Raw genomic sequence first — 22,172 nt, forward strand, 5'->3', positions numbered from 1 at the left:
TGAATTTAACAAACTATTTAACACTGCATATAGCGATGGGACCAGCCTTGAGACGGATTAATTAACCGACCATGTGATAAATGAACATTTTTTCACAAAATATGATGCAATCGCTTTCCTTTTCATAATTTTTCCGTTATGATAAGAGCGTACCTGGAAATTTACTTATTCTGAAGGAGTGAATGGCACATGGCATCAAATGGAAAAGTAGCAATGGTTACTGGCGGCGGACAAGGAATTGGTGAAGCTATTTCTAAGCGCTTAGCTAGCGACGGTTTCGCAGTTGCAATTGCTGATTTGAACTTAGATAATGCCAACAAGGTTGCTTCTGCTATCGAAGCTGATGGTGGAAAAGCCGTTGCAGTCAAGACGGATGTCTCCGACCGCGACAGTGTCTTTGCGGCAGTTAAGGAAGCCTCAGAAAAGCTTGGCGGCTTTGACGTTATCGTCAACAACGCCGGCCTTGGCCCAACTACCCCAATCGATACGATCACCCAAGAACAATTCGACACAGTTTACCACGTTAACGTTGGTGGTGTTCTGTGGGGGATTCAAGCTGCTCACGCTAAATTTAAGGAACTCGGCCATGGTGGGAAGATTATCTCAGCTACTTCTCAAGCCGGTGTTGTCGGGAACCCTAACTTGGCCCTCTACAGTGGGACTAAGTTTGCCATCCGGGGGGTTACGCAAGTTGCTGCCCGTGACTTAGCTGCCGAAGGAATTACGGTTAACGCATACGCACCTGGGATCGTTAAGACGCCAATGATGTTTGACATTGCCCACAAGGTTGGTCAAAACGCTGGTAAAGACGACGAATGGGGCATGCAAACCTTTGCTAAGGACATTACCTTAGGCCGTCTGTCAGAACCAGAAGACGTTGCTAACGGTGTTGCCTTCTTAGCAGGTCCAGATTCAAATTACATCACCGGTCAAACTCTCGAAGTTGACGGCGGGATGCAATTCCACTAAACATTTAATGATTCATAAAGATTGATTGGTAAGGTCACCACGCAGAGATGTGTGGTGATTTTTTGTATAAGAGTGCGGAACGAGCCGTTTAGGTCCTGAGCATTAACGTCGGCTAAGTGATGACCCCGGGCTTGGGTCATTGCTTAGCCGGGGTTAAGCGCAGGGACCTGTCTCGTGGAGCACGTTTCGGAAGTTGCCGGGACCAGGATATAAGGGCGAGAGAAAGATTAACGATCTAAGCGAATATAAGAATTATAGGAGTCGACGTTAAGTGGAACTGTCTGCCCGGTAGTGGCACGTTTCGGAGGCTGCCAGGAACAGGATATAAGGGTGAGAGAAAGACTAACGGTTTAAGCCAACAGAAGACTATAGGAGTCGGGGTTAAGCGCAGGGACCTGTCTCGTGGAGCACGTTTCGGAAGCTGTCAGGACCAGGATATAAAGGCGAGAGAAAGATTAGCGGTCTAAGCAAATAGAGAATTATGGGTTAAGCGCAGGAGTCTGGTTCGTGGAGCACGTTTCGGAGGCCGCCAGGATCTGGCTATAAAGACGAGAGAAGTTAAGCGGATGGAAGTTCAGCCACATCTGGACTAAACGAAACTGTCTGCAGCAGCACACCCTAACAACAATAGGAATAGTATCCTGAATAATATATAAGGCTAGATGAACTGCCCCAACATCTATTCCCCCAAAACCAGTCCCCACAAATCGCAAACAAAAACATCCAGCAACGGAGGGTAAGGACGTTGCCAGGTGCTTTTGGCACTACTTTGATTGGAGTTCTTGGACGGCGGCAGTTAGACTGGGACTGCCAAAGCCGACCAGGAGAAGGGACAGCAAAACTAATTCGATGAGATTGGGTGTGTTGGTTTGAGACATTGATGAGGCCTCCTTAGGTATCATCGAGGTTCATTGTAGCAAGCTTATATAATGATTGCGTGTGGTTTATGTATTGAAGATGTAAAGACCCAAATTGACGATTAATACGGCAATATTCCCCCGAAAAACCATGGTACAATAGGGACGATTGATTAACCGTTTAGGGGTGAAAGCATGATTGCAGAATTTGAAGAATATATCGCTAAGATTGATGATCCGGCGCACCAAGACCGCTTACGGACCGTGTTGAATTGGGTTCAGGACACTTTCCCACAACTAGAGCAGCGGTTTGCTTGGAACCAACCGATGTTTACTGACCACGGGACCTTTATCATTGGTTTTAGCGTGGCTAAGGCGCACATGGCTTTCGCTCCGGAAGGACCCGTGATGGCCCAATTTGCTGACCAGATTGCCGCCGCAAAATACAATCCGGGCAAGAAGTTCGGGCGCATCAAATGGACGCAGGACGTGGACTACGACCTGCTGAAACAAATTATTGCCTTTAACATTGCCGATAAGGCCGACGTCACAACGTTCTGGCGTAAATGACTCAAAAAAATTCCCCGCTAGCTGAATAACAGCTGACGGGGAATTTTGATATTTTAAGAAAACTTGGGTTGGTTCTTGTTCTTTGTCGCAACTGTTGAAGCGTCAATGGCCAAACCATTTTCATCGGTCCGGACCACGAAGACGTCGACCGCCGTCATTCGGCTAACGTAAGCCGTGACGGAGCCTTCAACCATCCGGGCAACGGCGCTCATCCCGGTAGCCCCGATAACGATCAAATCGTTCTTATGGTCGGTGACGAACTCGTGAGAGATAACCGTTTTGGGATTGCCGAAACGCACGTGAATGGCCATATCTTTGAAGCCGGTGGCCGCGCGGGTCGTTTGGACCAGGGAATCCAGGTAGGACGTGGCGTCCGCAACCAAATCGTGAATGACACCACCGGGCATGGACCCACTCGCATAGAAGCCGTAATGGTTGATGCGTAAGACATTCAAGAGGTCAATGTGAGCATTATCTTGTTGGGCAACGATGACCGCTTTCTTTAAGGCCAGTTCCGCTTGGACTGAACCGTCCATGGGAACCAGGATGTTGGTATAGTGCTGTTCCATAATTAGCCTTCTTTTTAGTTTAAACGCGTCCGCGTAACGTAATCGTTGCGGTGTCGAGGACGTGGCCGTTGATTTGATGGAGCAGGTCGTTCAACCAAAAGCCTTCGTCCAGGTCTAGCTTGGTGTTCAGGGCGTAGACGGTCAGGCTGTAATCGTGGTCGCCGTTGGGTGGGAAAGGACCCGTGTAGTTTTGGAAAATAGCTGGGTCCGTGTTATTAATGAGGGAACCGGCATTACTGTTGCGACCGTGAACGTGGGGAATCGCGTTCGTCCGGGACACGTCCGCGGTAATTTCACGCGTGGTGCCAGGGAAGTTCGCGGCCACCCAGTGAATCCACGGAAAGCCACTGACGGGAACGGCATCGAAGTCGATGAGGTTCAGCGCAATGGTCTGTGTTTTCTTGGGAATCTTGGATAGACTGATAGGGAACGACTTGACGGGCGTCCCATCGTAAACGTCGTCGCCAGTGGCGTGCTTACTGTATTCGTCGGCTAAGAAGCCGTTTTCGGTTGGCACAAAAATTCTCATAAAACCCCTCCTATGATCAATCCTTAACTTTATTATACCGCAGGAGATGGTTGTTCCGCGAATATTCATTAATAATGTATAAAAATGCGTATAAAATGGATATAGGTAATAAAATTACGGAAATTGGTTGATTTTTTAGTTAACGGGCGTATGATGAATAACAATAAGTTTGGTTCCGAGAAAGGATGACGCCCATGACGCCCGCAAAGAAAATTGAAATTTTACAAAAGCTGATTCAAATTAAATCCGTTAACGACCACGAAACCGATGTGGCCGACTACATCGCTAGCCTGTTCGCCTCGTATCCACAGGCCAAGGTTGAGAAGGTGCCGTTCGCAAAGAACCGCGACAACCTGGTCGTGACGATTGGCAATCCGGATGGGCCGATGATTGGGTTGTCTGGGCACATGGACGTGGTGTCCGCGGGGGATGAAGCCGCTTGGCAACACGCGCCATTTGCCGGGGAAGTTGTGGGCGACCAACTCTTTGGTCGGGGCGCTTCCGACATGAAGAGTGGTCTGGCGGCTATCGTCATTACCATGCTGGAATTTTTGGAAACGGGCACGCCACTAGCCGGAAGTATTCGCTTACTGGCAACGGTCGGTGAAGAAACCGGTGAATATGGGGCCGCCACCTTGACCGATGCGGGTTATGCAGATAACCTAGCGGGCCTGGTCATTGCAGAACCGAGTGGCCTCGACAACGTCGTTTACACCGCGCGGGGCGTGATTGATTACAAGGTTGTTTCTACCGGGAAGGGCAGTCATAGCGCGCACCCAGAGAAGGGTATTAACGCCATTGATAATTTGATGAAATTTTATAACGCTGTGGGCCCACTGATGGCGCAACACACCAAGACCGATCCCGTCCTGGGTGGTCTGTTACACAACGTCGACCTGATCTCTGGTGGGGAGCAGATCAATTCGATTCCCGCCCACGCCGAGTTGATGGCCAACATGCGGACGATTCCGGCTTATCCCAACCAGGTCATTTACGACGAGCTAGAGGCCTTGATTGCCCAACTGAACCAGGAGGATGGCGTACAGCTTGAACTGAGCTACAGCTACCCTGAAGAGGCAATCCCGGGCGATCCCGAGGCACCACTGGTGAAACTGGCTAAGCAGATCAGTGATGCGGTCTGTGACCACGATACCCAGGTTGTCGGGTCAGGCGGCGCCAATGATGGGGCCGAATTCTTGCGGGCCAAGGGCGATTTCACCAGTATTGAAATGGGTCCCGGGAGTAACACGTCACATCAAGTTGATGAGTACGTCTCCGTCACGGAATATCTGCAGGCCATTGAGGTTTACAAGCAGTTGGTGCCAGCCTTCTTTGACCAGGTTGCTGCGAAGGACGCGCACGCAACCGCCAATAACTAACTAAATTGAACCGGGTACGACCAGTTGACTAGGAACTGATTGGGCCCGGTTTTTGATTGGGTGGGGAATGATTTGGGGGATGGGTATGATGACTGTAGAAATGACTTCGTTGTTTGGGTATACTGGGAAGAACCTTGGATAGAGACGCTTTTTAGACGGAAACATTAAGTTTGCAATTATTTTCTTACTAAATCACTAAAATTAACGATTATGGCTGGAAAAAATACGGAATCTGACTATATTAGAAGGTAACTTATGTCGGATAACAAATAAGTCATGGGGGAAGGGGAACACTATGGCCAAGCAATCACGCGGCCTGATTGCCTATCACGTGGGGGTCACTGCCTTGACGTTGGGCTCGGTGCTGAACGTTGGGTTACTCTTTTTAAAACAGGGAAATTACGCAGTCGAGATGGCGATTGCCAACGGGTTGTTGGCGATTTTTGCCATAGATTATTTGGTACGTCTGATGATCACCAAGAATCGTAAAATTTTCCTGATTCAGTCAGCGTTTGACCTGCTGGGTATCATCCCGTTACACCCGGTCTTCGCCTTCTTTCGATTGGCCCGACTCGTCCGGTTGATCCGATTTCATCATCTTTTCTGGCGGTTAGGCATCTCTGGTAAATGGACCAAAGCCTATCACCGGTTCATTTATCAAACGGGTTTTATCTATTTGTTCTCAATTAGTGTGGCGATTATTGTGTTGAGTGCCTTTCTCTTTTCGCTGACGGAGAAACAGAGCCTGGCCGATTCACTGTGGTGGGCCATCACGACGGCGACCACCGTGGGGTACGGGGATGAGACGCCGCACACGGCCTTTGGTAAAATCATCGCCAGCTTCCTGATGGTTGGGGGCATTGGTTTTATCGGGTTGCTGACCAGTACGATTACGGACTTTATCGCTGACCGGGCCTCTCAATCGGCTACGGCTCAGGAAATGCAGCAACAGACGGATATCACAGCGCTCTTAACGAAAATCGATACGCTAACTGGCAAGGTCGATCAGTTACAAAATCAGCTCGATCGACTGGAAAAATCAACGCCAAAAAAATAGCGCGAACCCGGTCAGGCTCACGCTAAAAAATTAACGGACAAACTGTAAATTGTAATTACCTTGGCCATCGGACGTGATGGTATAGGTGGTGTAGCCCGCCTGTAGCCACTGGTCCTTAGAGGCCTGAGCCCAGTTCTGAGCGTCGGCGACCGAGGAGAAGGTATGGGTGCTAGCAAACGTCGCGTCGGCATGGCTGCTGGCAGAGGAAGAACTCGTTGAATTGGCCGAACTCTTTTTAGTTTGGGCCTGATTCAATAATTTCTGCTCACGGTCTTGCACGGCACTGTTGGACTCTTCATTGACGATACTTTGTAATTTTTGTTTTTGCGTCACGGTTAACCCGTTGTCATTGTAGCTGCTGTACGTTGATTTAAAGCTCTCGAAGGCGGCCTGTTCCGACGCGGATGATGACTTGGCCACGACGGAGGCACTGGTGCTCGATGATGCACTGGTGTTGGAGCCAGCGTTATTGTGATGATTGATGGCTAAGACCAGCAAGATGGCAATCGCCAACGTAATCAGTGTCATGATCCAAGGCCACCAACGCCGCGGCTTCCGTTGCCGCTGACGGGTAGGCTGGTCCGGCCCCTGATTAAAGTTATACCGTTGTACGCGTGATTTTGGTTCTTGGTTGTTCAACTGAAAAACCTCCATGTCCAGAACGGTGTGAAAAAACGAGTTTGCCGCCGAGACGACAAACTACCACACCCTCCATAATACCTCAAAACGCCAAGAGAAGAAAATTTTACTCCTGATTTCGGTCATTTTTCAATCATTCTAATCCCGATATTTCCAAACGTATTGTATGATAGAAGTGGAACTAACTTTGAAAGGTGGTTTTATTTTTGCATAATGATATTCCCGAATTACCATTAAATAATGGCAACCGGATTCCACAGCTCGGCCTGGGTGTCTTCCAAGTCGATAACGCTGAGGATACGAAGAATTCAATCAAATGGGCCTTGGCCGCTGGCTACCGTCACATTGATACGGCCGCATACTACGGCAACGAGCAGTGGGTGGGCGAAGCCATCCGCGAGAGTGATGTCAAACGCGAAGACGTTTTCGTGACATCTAAGCTGTGGAACAGTGTCCGGGGCTACGATGAAACCAAGGCAGCCTTCCAAGAAACGCTGGATAAGTTAGGCTTTGACTACTTAGATATGTACCTGATTCACTGGCCAGCACCCGGCTATCTGGATAGCTGGCGGGCCATGGAAGACCTGTACAAGGCCGGCAAGATCAAGAATATTGGGGTCTCTAACTTCAATCAAAAGCAGATGGCAGATATTCTGACAAATGGCACGGTTAAGCCCGTCGTTGATCAGATTGAAACCCACCCTTACTTACAACAGGATGAAATGCATGCTTACCTGGAAAGTGAAGGCATCTTGCATGAAGCCTGGAGTCCATTAGGTGGCGGTTCAAACAACGCCTTAACGGATCCTGTCATCAATGAATTGGCCGCTGCCCATGACGTGAGTGCCGCCCAAATCATCTTACGTTGGCACGTGCAACGCGAAGAAATTGTGATTCCCAAGTCCATCCACGAAGAACGGGTCCAACAAAACCGCGACATCTTCGCCTTTGGCTTGGATGAAGACGAAATGAAAGCCATCGCAGACCTCGACGCTGGTAAGCGCGTGGGTCCTAATCCCGATGACGAAGAGTGGTTGAAGAAGTCCCAGACGTATTCGGGACGGAAGTAAAAGAAAGAGTGCGGAAAGAGCCGCTTAGACTCTGAGCATTAACGGAAATAGGGCTTCTGGTCGACAACGTCGGCCAGGAGTCCTATTTTGGTTAAGCGCAGGAGTCTGGCTCTTTCCGCACGTTTCGGAGGCCGCCAGCTTCCGGATAGATTGGCGAGAAAAAAGTTAGCGGTTTACGAAAGTATCGTCAGCCAGAATTTGTCTAACTCAAAAATATTCGAGATGGTAAATAAAAAAACCAATCAATACCTACGCAACGTAGCGTGGATATTGATTGGGCTAAAATGATCCTACAAGTTCTACTTAGTTAATCTGATTACGTGAAAAAGTCCCAAACATACAAAGCAGTGAGTCGTCCAAAGTAAGTGACCACAGCAGGCCAGCTTGAGCCCGCCGCCGGGAACGTAAATTTACCGCGACACTACTTATACAACGGAATCCCCTGTTCCTTAGCCAAAGGAATCAGCTTATCGGATAAGACGTTCACCACATTAATCGGCACCTTCGCAAAGGGGCTGAAAAAGTCCGGATGATCGGGGTCGGGAACGTCCTGGGTTTCCTTGCGATTGGGTACCAATGCCTCCAAATCAGCCTTATGGAGGCCCAGTTCCTTAGCGTAGTAGACGATTTCACGGTAGGTGACGTTTTTAAAATAAAAGTAGTAACAGAGCGCGGCAACGACAAAATACCAGAAGATGGTCCACTCTAGACCAATTTTACTGGGGTCTAAAAAGCCAATCACGATGGCCGCAACCACGAAGACGACGTAAATCAGGGCTGAAATAGCGGCCCAACGCTGTTTGTGCGTCAAATTTAAGTACCTCGATTTCCTTAATTGTGTTGGTACCAGTGTACGGGGTTTGGGGTAGTAAATTCAAGCGATTTCGCTAAAATCTAATTGGAAAGGTCGATTTTCCGCGTCAGTCGTGTATAATAACACGGTAATGTTGCCAATCGCTTAGGAAATGAGAGGTAGACGAAGTGAGTTTAAGTTTTGAAACAATCCAACCAACAGATTTCAAACAGGTAGACCAATTAGTTTCAGCAGCGTTCGCCCCCGTCGAAGAGAGTGACGGTCGCGAGGTCGACTTGATTCACCAGCTCCGGTCAACATACGAGTACCAGGGCAGCCTGGAAGTCGTTGCGAAGCCCGCAGTTGATCAGGTCGTGGGCCATGGCTTACTGAGCCCGGTCACGATTCGGGGCAACCAACACAAGACGACGGTGGTTGCTTTGGCGCCACTGGCCGTTCATCCCGACTGGCAAGGCAAAGGTGTTGGGAGCCAACTACTAAGTGAGTTAGAGACGCGGGCCCGGCAAGCCGGCTTTCCCGCTATCAGCGTGGTCGGCGACATGAACTACTATGGCAGTCGCGGTTACGTGATGGCCGAAGATTTTGCCATCCACAACACGTTACCCGTACCAATGGGCAGCCACTTGATCAAGCCGTTGACGGCGGGGTCGCTGGCTCACGTCGGTGGGATGCTGGAATATCCTGGCATGTTTTACAATGATTAACGTTTGCTGAGAACGGCCGAATTTGATGGTAAAAAAATTAATTGAACTTTTTTCGAATCACCGTTAAAGTCAACGGCTACACCGGATTCGGCGACTAGCCATTAAGATTAAAATTAAATTAGAGGTTGACGGGTATCTGTCGTCGTGATAGTATCAAAGTCAATCAAATACAGAACGCTAATTTCCATTACCAAGTAGCGTGTCATCTGAGTGTCAGAAAGTCGGTGGTTGCTGCGAACCGATCAGGGTGATTACGACGAAATACAGTGGAATGTCCTGGTACGCCAGGCGGAGAATGACTAGAACCGTTACCTTCTAGAGAGTGGAGTTACTGGGTCTAGAACCAGTGGCTCAAGTTGGGTGGTACCACGGTTTAGTCTTAATCGTCCCTGTTGCATAGTTGCAGCGGGGACGATTTTTTTATTACATAAAACTTGGCAAATAAGAGGGAGCGATTTTTATGAAAGAACAATCCAACAAGAGTCACAAGCCGGTTAGTTTCGGCGAAGCCATTATTATTTTATTAGCAATGTTAGCTATCATGGGTCTCGGTGTTATCAAATTTGGGCTTTCCCCAACGACGCCAGTTCTGCTGGTTATCGCGTTAGTGATTCTGTGGGCGAAGGTCCGCGGCGCCGACTGGGACACCATCCACGGCGGGATTACTGAAGGAATCAAGACCGGGATCATTCCCATCTTCATCTTCCTGTTGATTGGGGCCTTGATCAGTGTCTGGATCGCCGCGGGGATCATTCCATCTATGATGGTCTTCGGGTTCCATTTAATCTCTGCCCAATGGTTCGTGCCATCCGTCTTCCTGGTCTGTGCCATCGTTGGGACGTCCATCGGGAGTGCCTTCACCATCATCTCCACGATTGGGATTGCCCTGTTCGGGATGGGGACCACGATGGGCTTCAACCCCGCATTAGTCGCTGGGGCCATCATCTCCGGTGCCATCTTCGGTGACAAGACTTCACCGCTGTCTGACTCCACGAACCTGGCGTCAGCCATCGCTGAATCCGAATTATTTGCCCACATCAAAAACTTAATGTGGTCCACGATTCCCGCATTCTTTGTTTCCTTGATCCTCTACTTCATTCTGGGGACTGGGGCATCCGACAGTAACGCCATGGGTAAGATCAACACGACTGTGGCCACGTTAAACGCCAACTTCTCTATTACCTGGTGGGCGGCATTACCAATCATCGTCATGTTCGTCTGTGCTTGGCGGAAAATCCCAGCCATTGAAACATTGTTGTTAAACGTTGGTTTAGGGATTGTCATGTTATTCATCGAAAAGCCTTCAACGTCAATTAGTAGTATTGCCACAATGATTGAATCTGGGTTCGTTTCTAAGACCGGTAACGCCAGCGTTGATGCGTTACTGAGCCGTGGTGGGATTAGTGCCATGATGTCCACCGTTTCCTTGATTATCTTAACGCTGACCTTAGGTGGCCTGCTGATGCAGTTTAACATCATCCAGACGGCTATGGTGCCATTGGCTAAGCGCTTAAAGAGTTCTGGTTCCTTAGTCACCGCCGCCATCCTTTCCGGGATTGGCGTGAACATCTTCGTTGGGGAACAATACCTCTCCGTCATCTTACCAGGGAAAGCTTTCAAGCAAACCTTTAACGACCGAGGATTAGACAACTTGGCCTTGAGCCGGGTCTTAGAAGATGGTGGGACTGTCATCAACTACTTGATTCCTTGGGGGGTTGCTGCCGTCTTCGCTGCCAACACGTTGGGCGTTTCCACGTTGGCTTACCTGCCATTCTGTTTCTTCAGTCTCTTCTCACCCGTCTTCTCCATCCTCAGTGGGTTCACTGGCGTTGGTCTGAAGCGGTTGCCATCATCTGATGATCAAAGTGCCACGGCTGCCTCAATGGCCGCTGACGGACGTTAATCGCTAGGTAGAATAGAAGCATCGTGGGTTGTTACACGACCAGCAGTCGTTCTTGTGGGTGGTCTCAGGTTAGGGGCCGAGGATGAGCGGGTGGTTGTGAAATGACCGCGATGGATATGAATGTTAGTTAAAAATGGTCGTTTCCGTTGGATATTCTTTCCAGCGGGAGCGGCTATTTTTTTGAAATTAGTGAGTTAAATGGTTTTTAGCTATAACTATTAGTGGTAAAAATAGAAAAGGTGTTTACTATGCTTGGATTTAGGCTTACTCTTAAATATAAAGAGATGAAAATAGCCACGATGGAAAATATGTGCGGTTAACGATGGGCGTGAAAGATGGGTAACAGTCACTTTTACAGGATGTACACTGTTAGCCTATTAGAACCGTTACAGCCATAGTAGGAAAATGGCTAATTTATTGAGACAGAAACTCAGTAGAAATGGATTTGATTGGATGAATTTCGTTACCAAACGGCAACTCGCAATAAGTGCTCTATTCTTTAATTTAATATCTATAGGGGTACTGACAAAATGGAAAATTGGGTGGTTTCATCTGAATCAATCAGGGACTGTTTCCGCTGTCTTGTGTTTGGGGTGGTGTGTAGTAGCGCTGGGACTGGTGATGTTTCAGCATGGAGAAGAAACTAGCGAGAACATCGGTAGTTTTCGCTACAGAAGTTTATCCGAATGGGAAAAATTTGGTGTTGCAATAGTCTTTATCGCGGATGTTTTCCTAGCCAATACGGTCATAATTGGGTTCTTCATTATTTTCTTTATGATCTATTGGATTGTGACTTTTCGGATTGGTCATCGTCATATTTCAGGTGAAGCTGGCTATCAAATTGTGGGATCCATGCTGTGGGTTAATTTGATATCTATTTGGACGCTGTTCGCGGTATAAATTAGTTGCGCATTGTCTGGTCAATCTTAAGCCGGTGAGAGTTCTACAGGTAATTGGCTTACAAGTGAAGGAGTCAAGCATGAATCAGAGAAGAACAATCGCAACGTGGCTAAACATAATCATAGCCCTCTTAGTATTGGTTATTGCATTGGTAAATGGATTAAGCATTGTGGCAAGCAATCACGAACTGGCTCCAGGACCATGGAAAGTCAGCTGGATAGTTGTCAATATTCAGATGTGGGTGAACTTGCTTTGGGGCGTAGCTATCTTGGTTAAGCGGGTTCCAAACTGGTTTTTATTTATCTTAGGATTAATGGGAACGGCCTTATTTGGTTATCTGAATATCTACGTTCAGTATTTTTTCTGGTTCCAGGACTTGATCTTAAGTCTGGTTTGTCTATTCTTCGCGTATGAGACCTATCGCAATTATAAAGTTAGGGCGAGCAATACTTAATATGAGACCTGTATGACATCGGGTGAGTGGAGGCACTTAGCATGAACAGAAAAAGAACAATGAACAAATGGGGCAATCTGATACTCGGGTTGGTGGTACTGCTTCTAGCTTTGGGACACGGACTAGAAATTTTAGCAAGCAATGCTGGTGCTGGCTCGGAACCGTGGGGAATGCGGTGGACAATTATAAATATTGGCATGTGGGTGAATTTACTTTGGGGGCTTTTAATTTTCGTGAGGCGCCTACCTAACTGGATTTTACTGATTGTGAGTATGATTGGTTTGGCCTTTTTTGCTTATTTTAATTACTATGTTCAATATTTCTTCTGGCTTCGGGTTTTAATTCTGACAATTGTTTGTGGGTATTTTGTGTATGGCACTTATCGAGACTACCGGGAACGGTAGCTAAAGGTGCATCAGATATGCTTTACAGAGTCTATTTTAAGCAGTGATTCGAAAAAATATAAGGAAAGTTGGTGAGTGGCGTGCGCCATAACGCTAAGCAATGGATTAAATGGCCTGTTAGCTGGTTGTGGATGGTACTGGTATTGTTGGTGTTGCTTCTGACATTTACCCCATTTATCCCGAGCAACGCCGTTAGACTGTGTATTTTACAAAGCGGGCATCCGTTTGCGGCTGTGCTTTCAGGCCCCAGCAAGCTGCCTAAATCAGAAATTAAGTACTACAGCGGAAGCAAGAAACAGATGCATTATCAAATCAATGTGCCTTTTTCTACGGATAGTGCCGACGTGGATGTCTTAGTGGTACATAAGGTTTCTAAAAACCATTTTTATAATAAGTATGTTGCGACACTTGCCTATGCAGTTGGACCGTAAGGAGGAATCCGCAAGACTTGGTTTGACGATAAGTAAGGCATGGGTTAGTTAAAATGGGTGTGTCTGGGGGAAGTTATTTGAAGAAAAGAATTATTCTAATGTTTTTGCTCTTTGCAGTTGTATGGAGCGCTACAACTGTTGCAACAGCTATTCCGTATTCACCTCAAAATGCGGTTCGCTTGTATGTATTAAAGAACGGTCATCCAATTGCTTCTATGTTTGCATTCCCAAAAGTTATGTCACGAGCTGATAGTAAACTACAATCGGGTAATAATAAATTAACTTGTTATGGCGTAAACATCAATTTTTCGGCAGGCCCCGCAGGTGTGCCAATATACGCTGTTCGAGTTAAAAGAGTTGGTTTGCATAAATATCAAGCATATTCGGCGTATCCTTTGGGATAAGAAGCTTGAATGATTCACTGGATTTTTTGAAGCCACATTGTCACTTGTGAAAGATGATCGACAATATAGAGAAAGAGTGACACGACAATTGGAATAGAAGCGGACTGTTTAAGAAATGCTGTGAGACTATCATCATGTGACTGTTGCTTTTCTCAATGGATTTTGCGAATATATGACACTTTTCAGTGTATTTGCTCAGTTTGCATACATATGTGGTATTTAGATAGGCTGTTCCTTGTGAATTGTGCTGGGGGGGATTATTTTGAACAAGCTATTTTCAAAAATCATTATATTTTTTTCTACAATACTTCTTATTGTGGTAGGAGCTTTCGTGATACCATTTTCACCGAAAAATGCAGTTCGATTACGAATGATAGAGGATTTAAGTTTGAAGTCAGCGATTGTAGCTAATCCGACTAGGTTAACTGTGAAAGACACGCCGACTGTCATACAAAAGGAAGCAGCAGGTGACATTTATAGCGTAAAGCCATTTGAATCTTACCTCGCAGGAGGAGATGTCAGCATGCTGAGTGTATCGAAGATGGGTGGAAATAGTCCATTTTATAAAGCAACATACATTGCGAATGCTGTCTAAATAATGAGTAGCGTGTTGTCAAGACAGCGGGAGCAAGATTGATGAGTGACCTGATTAGCGATTTACGAAATGGACTAAAGGACATACGAAATGGCTGGGGAGAAGGGATGATATTGCGTAATAGTCAAATACCCATGAAATTATTTGGATTCGTTGGGCTCATAGTTACGGCATTTTGTATTCTAGGTTACATGATAAATGAGGAAGCCATTTCCGCTCAGGTGGCTTCCCCGATTAATAATTGGGTGTGGGGGATGACTACAGTCTTTGCGCTAGCATTTACGCTCTGTTCATTTTTAAAGCAAAAACGATTCGCAATTATTAGTTTTAGTCTCATGGTGCTGGGGATGGTTATCTATTTTGGCTTTTTTAGTTAGATAAGTGGCTAAAACACACCCTTAGCCTGAACAGAAAGAGAATGACTAACAGATGGGCAATGATGTATTTGGAAATGATGTGAGCGAGCTTACATTATCTCCATAACGATTCCAACAGCCTAACAAGGCACAATCTAAAAAGGCAGCAGGCACGACGTAATTCCTAAAGTCGTACCTGCTGCCTTTAACGTATTCTAATCGCTTAACTTTCAACCGAAGCCATGACCGGCACCGTATACAAGTACGTGGCTACCAACGTATTCACGGTCACTTCCCGGTCGTCCGGCAGTCGCAGATAGAGCAGATGGAGCTCCTCATCGCGCGCGGTAATCGTAATCGGCACGTTCAACGGGAGGTCCAGGTGGTTGACGTAAGCCACCAAATTGGCCGTTTCCAGGTAGCCGGTTAGGGTGACGGTCGTCGCCACTGGCACGTCGCTGAGACGGGTGATGTGGCTATCGTCCGGCAGGGCCGTCGAATCCAGCAGGCCGCCAAAGGGACTCCGCTGTGGGTGGTCGAGGTATTCGGCCAGCGCGCTCACCGTGACGGGTGTTAAGGCATCGGCCATTTGCCAGGCCTGCGTTGGAATCTGCGCGAGAGGTAGGTGTAACTGCTGATCACAAAAGACCTCGCACAGCCGGTAAGCGTAGAGTAACTGGCCAGCGACAGCTTTACCCTGTTCGGTCAGCGTCACCCCCGTATAGCGGCGCCGATGAACGAGACCCTGCGTCTGTAGTTGGCGGGTCGTCTCGGTGACTGTGGCAGGTGTCACGTTGGCGAAGTGAATAATTTGTTTATTGCTGACGCGAGGGCGGGCAAAGCTACACTCCGCGATGATTTTTAAATAAGTATTTTGATGGTTCGACATCCAATCAACTCCCCAGTGAATTGAAAATAGTTAAGTACCCCTAAAAATTTATTTTACTAGTTTAAATTCTACTGGTAACGGCCGAAAGTTGCAAATATTTCTGAGTAATCATAAATATCGTGATAGTCTTATATGTTTATTTTAAAATAAAACGCCTAATTAACGGCGTTTATCGTTGGAAAGTTTTGTGAACCAAAAAAACTTTTCGATGGATTTCACTTATTCAGTTCACTAAATTCAGTGGCGAAGGGCCGGGGATGAAACCGCTTAAATTACGAATATTATTATTAACAAGTTCACATTTTAAAGTTAAGCCACCCTAAATTTCTATTTGATTTAAGTGAACTTTACGGTACAATGGGCCTTGTAGGAAACAGAAGGGGGTCTTGATTTTGAGTGATACACCAAAGAAGCACAAACTCATTGAATATGCCAATGGGCGGTCACTTGAAGAGATTAACGGTACTGTTAAAGTGCCAAAGGGGAAAGGGTTCTGGAAAACACTATTTATGTATTCCGGGCCTGGTGCGTTAGTTGCGGTCGGTTACATGGATCCAGGTAACTGGTCAACGTCCATCACTGGTGGGCAAAATTTCCAATACTTATTAATGTCGATTATCTTGATTTCAAGTTTGATCGCGATGTTACTGCAATACATGGCGGCTAAACTTGGTATCGTGAGTCAAATGGACTTGGCCCAAGCCATTCGGGCACGGACCAGCAAGTCCCTCGGCATCGTGCTGTGGATCATGACGGAGTTTGCCATTATGGCAACGGATATTGCGGAAGTTATTGGGGCCGCGATTGCCTTATATCTGCTGTTCCACATTCCATTGGTCATTGCCGTGTTTATCACGGTGTTAGATGTTTTGCTCTTATTGTTACTGACCAAGATTGGGTTCCGGAAGATTGAAGCCATCGTGGTTTGCTTGATCTTAGTAATCTTGGTGGTCTTCGCTTATGAAGTCGCCTTGTCTAACCCTGACTGGGGTGGCGTCTTTGGCGGTTTGATTCCTAGCATGAAGACAGTTGCCTCAACGCCACACATTGGTGGACAAACGCCTATCAGTGGGGCCTTGGGAATTATCGGGGCGACGGTTATGCCCCATAACCTTTACCTGCATTCAGCTATTTCGCAAACGCGGGAGATTGATCACAAGGATGAAGAAGACGTGGCCCGGACGGTTAAATTTACCAGCTGGGACTCCAACATCCAATTGACTTTGGCCTTCTTCGTGAACGCCTTACTGCTGATCATGGGGGTTGCCGTCTTCAAGAGTGGGTCCGTCAAAGACCCGTCGTTCTTCGGCTTGTTCCAAGCCCTGTCTGACACCAGTACCATGAGTAACGGGGTGTTAGCCGGCGTGGCACGGACGGGGATTCTGTCAACGCTGTTTGCCGTTGCCTTGTTAGCTTCTGGGCAAAACTCAACGATTACTGGGACTTTGTCTGGTCAAGTTATCATGGAAGGTTTCGTGCACATGCGGATGCCATTGTGGTTGCGGCGTTTAGTCACCCGGCTACTGTCCGTGATTCCTGTCTTGATTTGTGTCATGTTGACCAGTGGCAAGAGTGCCATCGATGAACATGAGGCGTTAAATGATTTGATGAACAACTCGCAAGTCTTCTTGGCCTTTGCCCTGCCATTCTCCATGCTGCCGTTGTTAATGATGACGGATAGTGCGGTTGAAATGGGCAAGCGGTTCAAGAACGCGCTGTGGATCAAGGTGCTCGGCTGGATTTCTGTGCTGGCCTTGACCTACCTGAACCTGATCAACATGCCAGCTTCTATCCAAGGATTCTACGGCAATGCCATTACGGCGAGCCAAACATCCACGGCAAACGTGATTGCTTATGTCTTAGATGCAGCTATTATCATCCTACTGATTTGGATGATGGTGGAGCTTCATAAGGGGAGCAAGCGCTTAGTCGCAGAACTTGCAGCTGAAAAGGCTGAGAAGTCTTTAGGAAACGAGGAGGCATAGCTCATGGCAACGACATTTAAACGAATTTTAGTGGGGGTCGATGACTCAGCAGACGCATTATTAGCGTTTGACTACGCCATTCACCAAGCTAAACGAGATTCAGCCGAACTGATTATTGTGTCGGTTCTGGAACATGATGACATGAACGTCTACCAGGCCTTAGATAGCGACTACGTCCACGGGGAACGGGACGAGTTGCGTGAGCACATGCAAGCCTATCAAAAGCAGGCCCAAGATGCCGGTGTCGCAGACGTGAAAATGGTTATCGCGGAAGGCGAACCAGGGGAAACCATCGTCCGCGATGTGATTCCACACGTCAAGCCAGACTTACTGGTCATCGGCTCAATCGCCAAGAAGGGCGTCAGCCGCTACTTCGGGAGCCAAGCGGCCTACATGGCAAAGTACGCACCCATTTCTGTGATGGTCATTCGGTAGGGGATTAAAGTAGTAAGTATAGAAAATTTGAACTTATTAATGTAGATACTGACTGATTTATTGACTAAGTAAGTCTTGGTCGTAGAGAAAGTTTTTCAGTTAGAGCTGATGTGTTACATCAATGTTAGCCGAGAGGGTAGTTAAAAATAGGCTCAGCCGTGGGATTTCCTGAGGATTTTCCTCAGGAAATGGCGACTTTGAAACGCGGTTTATGCGGTTCAAAGCGAGTCAGAAGACCGCTTCTCAGGCTTCTGGCGTCCTGCCCACCGCGTTCCGGCCTATTTTTAACTGCCCGGCAGGCGAAATCACGTTGATGTAAGATAGTAAAAGCGTACGAACTAAGCCGTTAGCCCACTAAAACGTGGTCTAGCGGCTTTTTTGATTCCTTAAACTTAACCGGCAGCCCCCTAAATTTAACGACTCGGCATTTAACAGTGCCGTTAGCTAGGCATTGCCGTACACTAGCCTTGGTCAGAAAAGTTGGCCAGGAGGAGTGAGAGCATGCCAGAAGAAAAGAAGCACAAGCTGATTGAATATGCGAACGGCCGCTCACTAGAAGAAATCAATGGGACGGTCAAGGTGCCCAAGGACATTGGTTTCTGGAAAACCTTGTTTGCGTACTCAGGGCCTGGTGCGTTGGTTGCCGTGGGGTACATGGATCCCGGGAACTGGTCGACGTCAATTACCGGTGGTCAAAATTTTCAGTACCTGCTGATGTCTGTCATCTTGATGTCAAGTTTGATTGCGATGCTGTTGCAATACATGGCGGCTAAACTTGGTATCGTGAGTCAGATGGATCTGGCCCAAGCCATTCGCGCGCGGACCAGCAAGTCACTGGGGGTGGTCCTATGGTTATTAACCGAATTGGCCATCATGGCGACGGATATCGCGGAAGTCATTGGGGCAGCGATTGCGTTGTACCTGCTGTTCCACATTCCGTTGATCATTGCCGTCTTCATCACGGTCTTTGATGTGCTGTTGCTATTATTGCTGACCAAGGTCGGCTTTCGAAAAATTGAAGCCATCGTGGTTTGCTTGATTATGGTGATTCTCTTCGTCTTTGTGTATCAGGTCGCTTTGTCCAATCCCGATTGGGGTGGCGTCTTCAAGGGCCTGATTCCCACCGGTGAAACGTTCTCAACTGGTCATGCGGTTGCTGGAATGACGCCATTGAACGGGGCTCTCGGCATCATTGGGGCCACCGTCATGCCGCACAATTTGTACCTGCATTCGGCCATTTCACAGACGCGGTCGATCGACCACAACGATGAGGAAGACGTGGCGCGGACGGTCAAATTTGCTGGGCTGGATTCTAACATTCAACTGACCTTTGCCTTCTTTGTCAACGCCTTACTGTTGATCATGGGGGTTGCCGTCTTCAAGACCGGCGCAGTCAAGGACCCTTCGTTCTTCGGCCTGTTCCACGCGCTGTCAGATACGACGACCATGAGCAATGGTGTCTTGAGCAGTGTCGCACGGACCGGGGTTTTATCCACGTTGTTCGCTGTGGCCTTGCTGGCTTCCGGGCAAAATTCCACGATTACCGGGACCTTGTCTGGGCAAGTCATCATGGAAGGCTTCGTGCACATGCGGATGCCACTGTGGTTGCGACGGTTGGTGACCCGGTTACTGTCCGTGATTCCCGTCTTGATCTGTGTCATGTTGACCAGCGGCAAGAGTGCGATTGCGGAGCACGAGGCGCTGAATGATTTAATGAACAATTCGCAAGTCTTTCTGGCGTTTGCCCTGCCATTCTCCATGCTGCCCCTCTTGATGATGACGGATAGCAAATTGGAAATGGGCGAGCGTTTCAAGAACTCCTGGTGGCTTAAGATTTTAGGCTGGTTCTCCGTCATTGCCTTGACCGGGTTGAACCTGGAAGGCATGCCGGGGCAAGTTCAGGCCTTCTTCGGCAGTAACGTGACGGGTGGCACGTTGGCCTTGGCCAATGGCATTGCCTACGCGTTGATTGCGGCCGTGCTGGGCTTGCTGGCGTGGACCATCGTGGAATTACATTTTGGCAACAAGCGCTTAGCCGCATCGCTAGCGGCAAAGGGAAAGTAGGGGGATGAGTGCATGCCAACCACGTTTAAACGAATTTTAGTCGGCGTCGACGATTCGGCGGATGCCTTGCTAGCCTTTAGGTACGCGATTCATCAGGCAAAACGAGACGGTGCCGAGCTGGTGATTGCGTCGGTTTTGGAAAAAGAAACCATGAACGTTTACCAGGCATTGGATACGGATTTCATCCACGGCCAATATGATGATTTGAAACGGCATGTTCGTGAGTACCAGCAACAGGCAGAAGACGCGGGGGTTGCCGATGTCCGCATCATGATTGCGGAGGGCGAGCCGGGTGAAACCATCGTGAAGGAAATCATTCCCCAGGTTAAGCCGGACATTCTCATTGTCGGGTCGATCGCCAAGAAGGGCGTCAGTCGTCACTTTGGTAGCCAGGCCGCGTACATGGCTAAGTATGCGCCGGTCTCGGTGCTGGTGATTCGGTAAAGCAGAGTTAGAAAAAATTCCCATAAAAAACACACAAAACGACTCATCCGTAAAATAGGATGGGCCGTTTTTGACTATCGTTGCAATTTTTTTCCAGTGGCTTATGATGAGAGAGTAAGAATTTAAACCAGCGATTAACCGAAAGGATGAATAGAATTATGACGATGAAGGATGTCATTATTGACGATAGTTTTTGGCAAACGTATCCGGAGGCCCAGATCAATTTGATGTGGCTGACGGGTTTTGATAACCACGATACGGATGATAATCTGGCTGAACGCCAAGAATTATTGCGTACGGCGACGGCAGAATCTGACAAATTTACCAAGGTTGACCCCTTCCGGAACAACCCGGTCGTGGCCGAATGGCGGGATGCTTACCAACAATTCCCTAAGCGTAAAGGGGCACGTTCTTCGATTGAAGCCTTGTTAAAGCGGGCTAGCCAGGGTCACGAGTTCACTCCAATCGAGCCACTGGTTGACGTGTATAACAGCATTTCACTGCGTTATGGCGTGCCAGTCGGCATTGAAGACCGGGATAAAATTGCTGGTGACCTGCATTTAGGCACGGCGCAAGGTGGCGAATCCTTCTTCCCATTAGGTGCGGAAGAGGATGACCCGGCCCGGGCTGGCGAGATGATTTACTACGATGATGAAGGCGCCGTATGCCGGAGCCTGAATTGGCGGGAAGCCCAACGGACCATGTTGACGGACGACACCACCAACGGCATTGTTGTGATGGAATCGGTCAACGCGGACCAGGCTGCCCGTGCCAATGAAGCCATGGCAGCCTTAGCCGAATTAATTCCAACCTATTTCGGGATCAAACCGGATAAGACGGCCATTTTGACCGCGGAAACGAAGTAACTAGTTTAATCGCTACTGATACAGAAATTTCGGGGAAGCTTGTGTTGGTTAGCGATAGACTGAATTTTTAGTGGAAACAGAAGGGGAGAATTTTCTTGGAATTAAATCAGGGGAGAAGACAGCCGGCGTACCAGCTCATCCTAACGTGGGTACTGGTGATTGTCGTGATGAATGTCGTCGGCTACTTGCTGAAAAAAGCCAGCTTGTCGACGACGTTAACATCATTTTTAGAAGAAATTGTTGTCCTAATAATCGTTTGCTTGGCTAACCGGTTTTGGTTAGGTGTGCCGATTCATTTAAAGTCGGAACTGTCATTTTGGCAACAGGTTAAGACTAACGGGGGACCCGTGTTTTTTATGGTGGTGAACGGGTCCTTACTGGTCACGGCCAAACACTTTACGGGACACTCAGCCCTGCTGGTGTTACTGGCGCTGCTGATTGCCATCTTTGAGGAGCTGCTGTTTAGAGGCGTCTTGCTCGGCGGCTTTCTCCGGCGGTTTGCTAACAATGTGCGGTGGGGCGTGTGGTTAGCGGCAATTTCCAGTAGTCTATTGTTTGCTGCGAGTCACTTGATCAATCTGTCACACCAAAGTCTGACCATGACTGTCGGGCAGGTCCTGATGGCGTTCGGTTTTGGCCTGCTGACGAGTGCCATGTATCTCCGGACGGGGAGCTTGTTGTGGACGATTGCGTGGCATTTCTTGGAGGATGCCCAGGTGTTGGTCAATACGGGATTGCTTCAGCAGGGGGTAAATTTACCTGCTTGGGCTGGCATTGGGCCACTGGTCGTCTATGGCGGCATTGCCTGGTTCATGTTGCGGCGGTCTAAGTTGGCTGACATTCGAGCTCGTTTTTTAAACTAAATGATAAGCAAAAAGTCACGCG

25 protein-coding genes are annotated in these 22,172 nt (G+C 48.0%); 20 read left to right on the forward strand and 5 right to left on the reverse strand.

The window, feature by feature from the left end; genetic code table 11:
• Window positions 1-189: 189 nt before the first annotated feature.
• Together ACEPST_RS06875 and ACEPST_RS06880 are read left to right on the forward strand one after the other, a co-directional pair.
• Window positions 190-969, forward strand: a complete 780-nt coding sequence (locus ACEPST_RS06875; protein ID WP_125765394.1) for a (S)-acetoin forming diacetyl reductase — start codon at window positions 190-192, stop codon at window positions 967-969.
• A gap of 1,052 nt (window positions 970-2,021) precedes the next feature.
• The gene (locus ACEPST_RS06880) at window positions 2,022-2,396 is read left to right on the forward strand and encodes an iron chaperone (protein WP_275404332.1); all 375 of its coding nucleotides are present in this window, start codon (window positions 2,022-2,024) and stop codon (window positions 2,394-2,396) included.
• Window positions 2,397-2,449: 53 nt separating this feature from the next.
• Here ACEPST_RS06880 and ACEPST_RS06885 read toward each other — a convergent pair whose 3' ends face one another.
• Window positions 2,450-2,965: a universal stress protein gene (locus ACEPST_RS06885; RefSeq protein ID WP_395390589.1), complete on the reverse strand. Its 516-nt coding sequence runs from the start codon at window positions 2,963-2,965 to the stop codon at window positions 2,450-2,452.
• A 19-nt stretch (window positions 2,966-2,984) separates the two neighbouring features.
• The gene (locus ACEPST_RS06890; protein WP_125765392.1) at window positions 2,985-3,494 is read right to left on the reverse strand and encodes a YbhB/YbcL family Raf kinase inhibitor-like protein; all 510 of its coding nucleotides are present in this window, start codon (window positions 3,492-3,494) and stop codon (window positions 2,985-2,987) included.
• A gap of 194 nt (window positions 3,495-3,688) precedes the next feature.
• Between ACEPST_RS06890 and ACEPST_RS06895 the strand changes: the two genes are divergently transcribed.
• Both ACEPST_RS06895 and ACEPST_RS06900 read left to right on the forward strand, forming a co-directional pair.
• Complete coding sequence (locus tag ACEPST_RS06895; protein ID WP_204121361.1) at window positions 3,689-4,873, forward strand: ArgE/DapE family deacylase; 1,185 nt, start codon at window positions 3,689-3,691, stop codon at window positions 4,871-4,873.
• Window positions 4,874-5,168: 295 nt separating this feature from the next.
• Window positions 5,169-5,930: a potassium channel family protein gene (locus tag ACEPST_RS06900; RefSeq protein WP_204121360.1), complete on the forward strand. Its 762-nt coding sequence runs from the start codon at window positions 5,169-5,171 to the stop codon at window positions 5,928-5,930.
• Between the two features lie 30 nt (window positions 5,931-5,960).
• On the opposite strand, the gene ACEPST_RS06905 is transcribed toward ACEPST_RS06900, so the two are convergent.
• On the reverse strand, window positions 5,961-6,569 hold the full coding sequence (locus ACEPST_RS06905; protein ID WP_204121359.1) for a hypothetical protein: 609 nt from the start codon (window positions 6,567-6,569) through the stop codon (window positions 5,961-5,963).
• 206 nt (window positions 6,570-6,775) lie between these two features.
• Here ACEPST_RS06905 and ACEPST_RS06910 point away from each other — a divergent pair, with 206 nt between their 5' ends.
• Window positions 6,776-7,639, forward strand: a complete 864-nt coding sequence (locus ACEPST_RS06910) for an aldo/keto reductase (protein ID WP_204121358.1) — start codon at window positions 6,776-6,778, stop codon at window positions 7,637-7,639.
• A gap of 421 nt (window positions 7,640-8,060) precedes the next feature.
• Here the strand turns inward: ACEPST_RS06910 and ACEPST_RS06915 are convergent, their stop codons facing one another.
• Window positions 8,061-8,450 (reverse strand): hypothetical protein, encoded by a 390-nt coding sequence (locus ACEPST_RS06915; RefSeq protein WP_125765387.1) that lies wholly within the window; start codon window positions 8,448-8,450, stop codon window positions 8,061-8,063.
• A gap of 170 nt (window positions 8,451-8,620) precedes the next feature.
• Here ACEPST_RS06915 and ACEPST_RS06920 point away from each other — a divergent pair, with 170 nt between their 5' ends.
• From ACEPST_RS06920 to ACEPST_RS06960, 9 genes are all read left to right on the forward strand, one after another.
• A complete protein-coding gene (locus ACEPST_RS06920) occupies window positions 8,621-9,157 on the forward strand; it encodes a GNAT family N-acetyltransferase (RefSeq protein ID WP_204121357.1) in 537 nt (178 codons plus the stop codon).
• Window positions 9,158-9,617: 460 nt separating this feature from the next.
• Entirely contained in the window at window positions 9,618-11,060 is a 1,443-nt protein-coding gene (gene nhaC / locus ACEPST_RS06925) for a Na+/H+ antiporter NhaC (RefSeq protein ID WP_204121356.1), read from the forward strand.
• Window positions 11,061-11,513: 453 nt separating this feature from the next.
• The gene (locus ACEPST_RS06930; RefSeq protein ID WP_204121355.1) at window positions 11,514-11,960 is read left to right on the forward strand and encodes a hypothetical protein; all 447 of its coding nucleotides are present in this window, start codon (window positions 11,514-11,516) and stop codon (window positions 11,958-11,960) included.
• A 79-nt stretch (window positions 11,961-12,039) separates the two neighbouring features.
• Window positions 12,040-12,414, forward strand: coding sequence for a hypothetical protein (locus tag ACEPST_RS06935; protein ID WP_395409169.1), 375 nt, complete (start codon window positions 12,040-12,042; stop codon window positions 12,412-12,414).
• 41 nt (window positions 12,415-12,455) lie between these two features.
• Window positions 12,456-12,818, forward strand: a complete 363-nt coding sequence (locus ACEPST_RS06940) for a hypothetical protein (protein WP_204121354.1) — start codon at window positions 12,456-12,458, stop codon at window positions 12,816-12,818.
• 80 nt (window positions 12,819-12,898) lie between these two features.
• Window positions 12,899-13,249: a hypothetical protein gene (locus ACEPST_RS06945; RefSeq protein WP_395390591.1), complete on the forward strand. Its 351-nt coding sequence runs from the start codon at window positions 12,899-12,901 to the stop codon at window positions 13,247-13,249.
• Window positions 13,250-13,326: 77 nt separating this feature from the next.
• A complete protein-coding gene (locus ACEPST_RS06950) occupies window positions 13,327-13,653 on the forward strand; it encodes a hypothetical protein (protein WP_204121352.1) in 327 nt (108 codons plus the stop codon).
• 262 nt (window positions 13,654-13,915) lie between these two features.
• A complete protein-coding gene (locus tag ACEPST_RS06955; protein ID WP_204121351.1) occupies window positions 13,916-14,248 on the forward strand; it encodes a hypothetical protein in 333 nt (110 codons plus the stop codon).
• Between the two features lie 41 nt (window positions 14,249-14,289).
• Complete coding sequence (locus ACEPST_RS06960) at window positions 14,290-14,625, forward strand: hypothetical protein (RefSeq protein WP_204121350.1); 336 nt, start codon at window positions 14,290-14,292, stop codon at window positions 14,623-14,625.
• 202 nt (window positions 14,626-14,827) lie between these two features.
• Here ACEPST_RS06960 and ACEPST_RS06965 read toward each other — a convergent pair whose 3' ends face one another.
• Window positions 14,828-15,493, reverse strand: coding sequence for a metal-dependent transcriptional regulator (locus ACEPST_RS06965; RefSeq protein WP_204121349.1), 666 nt, complete (start codon window positions 15,491-15,493; stop codon window positions 14,828-14,830).
• 392 nt (window positions 15,494-15,885) lie between these two features.
• Between ACEPST_RS06965 and ACEPST_RS06970 the strand changes: the two genes are divergently transcribed.
• The 6 genes from ACEPST_RS06970 to ACEPST_RS06995 all read left to right on the forward strand — a co-directional run bounded on the left by ACEPST_RS06970 (window position 15,886) and on the right by ACEPST_RS06995 (window position 22,150).
• Window positions 15,886-17,478, forward strand: a complete 1,593-nt coding sequence (locus ACEPST_RS06970) for an Nramp family divalent metal transporter (RefSeq protein WP_203644013.1) — start codon at window positions 15,886-15,888, stop codon at window positions 17,476-17,478.
• 3 nt (window positions 17,479-17,481) lie between these two features.
• Window positions 17,482-17,913, forward strand: coding sequence for a universal stress protein (locus ACEPST_RS06975; protein WP_204121348.1), 432 nt, complete (start codon window positions 17,482-17,484; stop codon window positions 17,911-17,913).
• A 501-nt stretch (window positions 17,914-18,414) separates the two neighbouring features.
• Complete coding sequence (locus tag ACEPST_RS06980) at window positions 18,415-19,977, forward strand: Nramp family divalent metal transporter (protein WP_204121347.1); 1,563 nt, start codon at window positions 18,415-18,417, stop codon at window positions 19,975-19,977.
• Between the two features lie 12 nt (window positions 19,978-19,989).
• Window positions 19,990-20,421: a universal stress protein gene (locus ACEPST_RS06985; RefSeq protein ID WP_203644015.1), complete on the forward strand. Its 432-nt coding sequence runs from the start codon at window positions 19,990-19,992 to the stop codon at window positions 20,419-20,421.
• 164 nt (window positions 20,422-20,585) lie between these two features.
• Complete coding sequence (locus tag ACEPST_RS06990) at window positions 20,586-21,287, forward strand: B3/4 domain-containing protein (protein WP_204121369.1); 702 nt, start codon at window positions 20,586-20,588, stop codon at window positions 21,285-21,287.
• Between the two features lie 95 nt (window positions 21,288-21,382).
• Window positions 21,383-22,150 (forward strand): CPBP family intramembrane glutamic endopeptidase, encoded by a 768-nt coding sequence (locus ACEPST_RS06995; RefSeq protein ID WP_204121346.1) that lies wholly within the window; start codon window positions 21,383-21,385, stop codon window positions 22,148-22,150.
• The last annotated feature ends 22 nt before the right edge of the window (window positions 22,151-22,172 follow it).

Source organism: Levilactobacillus sp. FUA 3915 (assembly GCF_044053135.1).
Lineage (GTDB): Bacteria > Bacillota > Bacilli > Lactobacillales > Lactobacillaceae > Levilactobacillus > Levilactobacillus lanxiensis.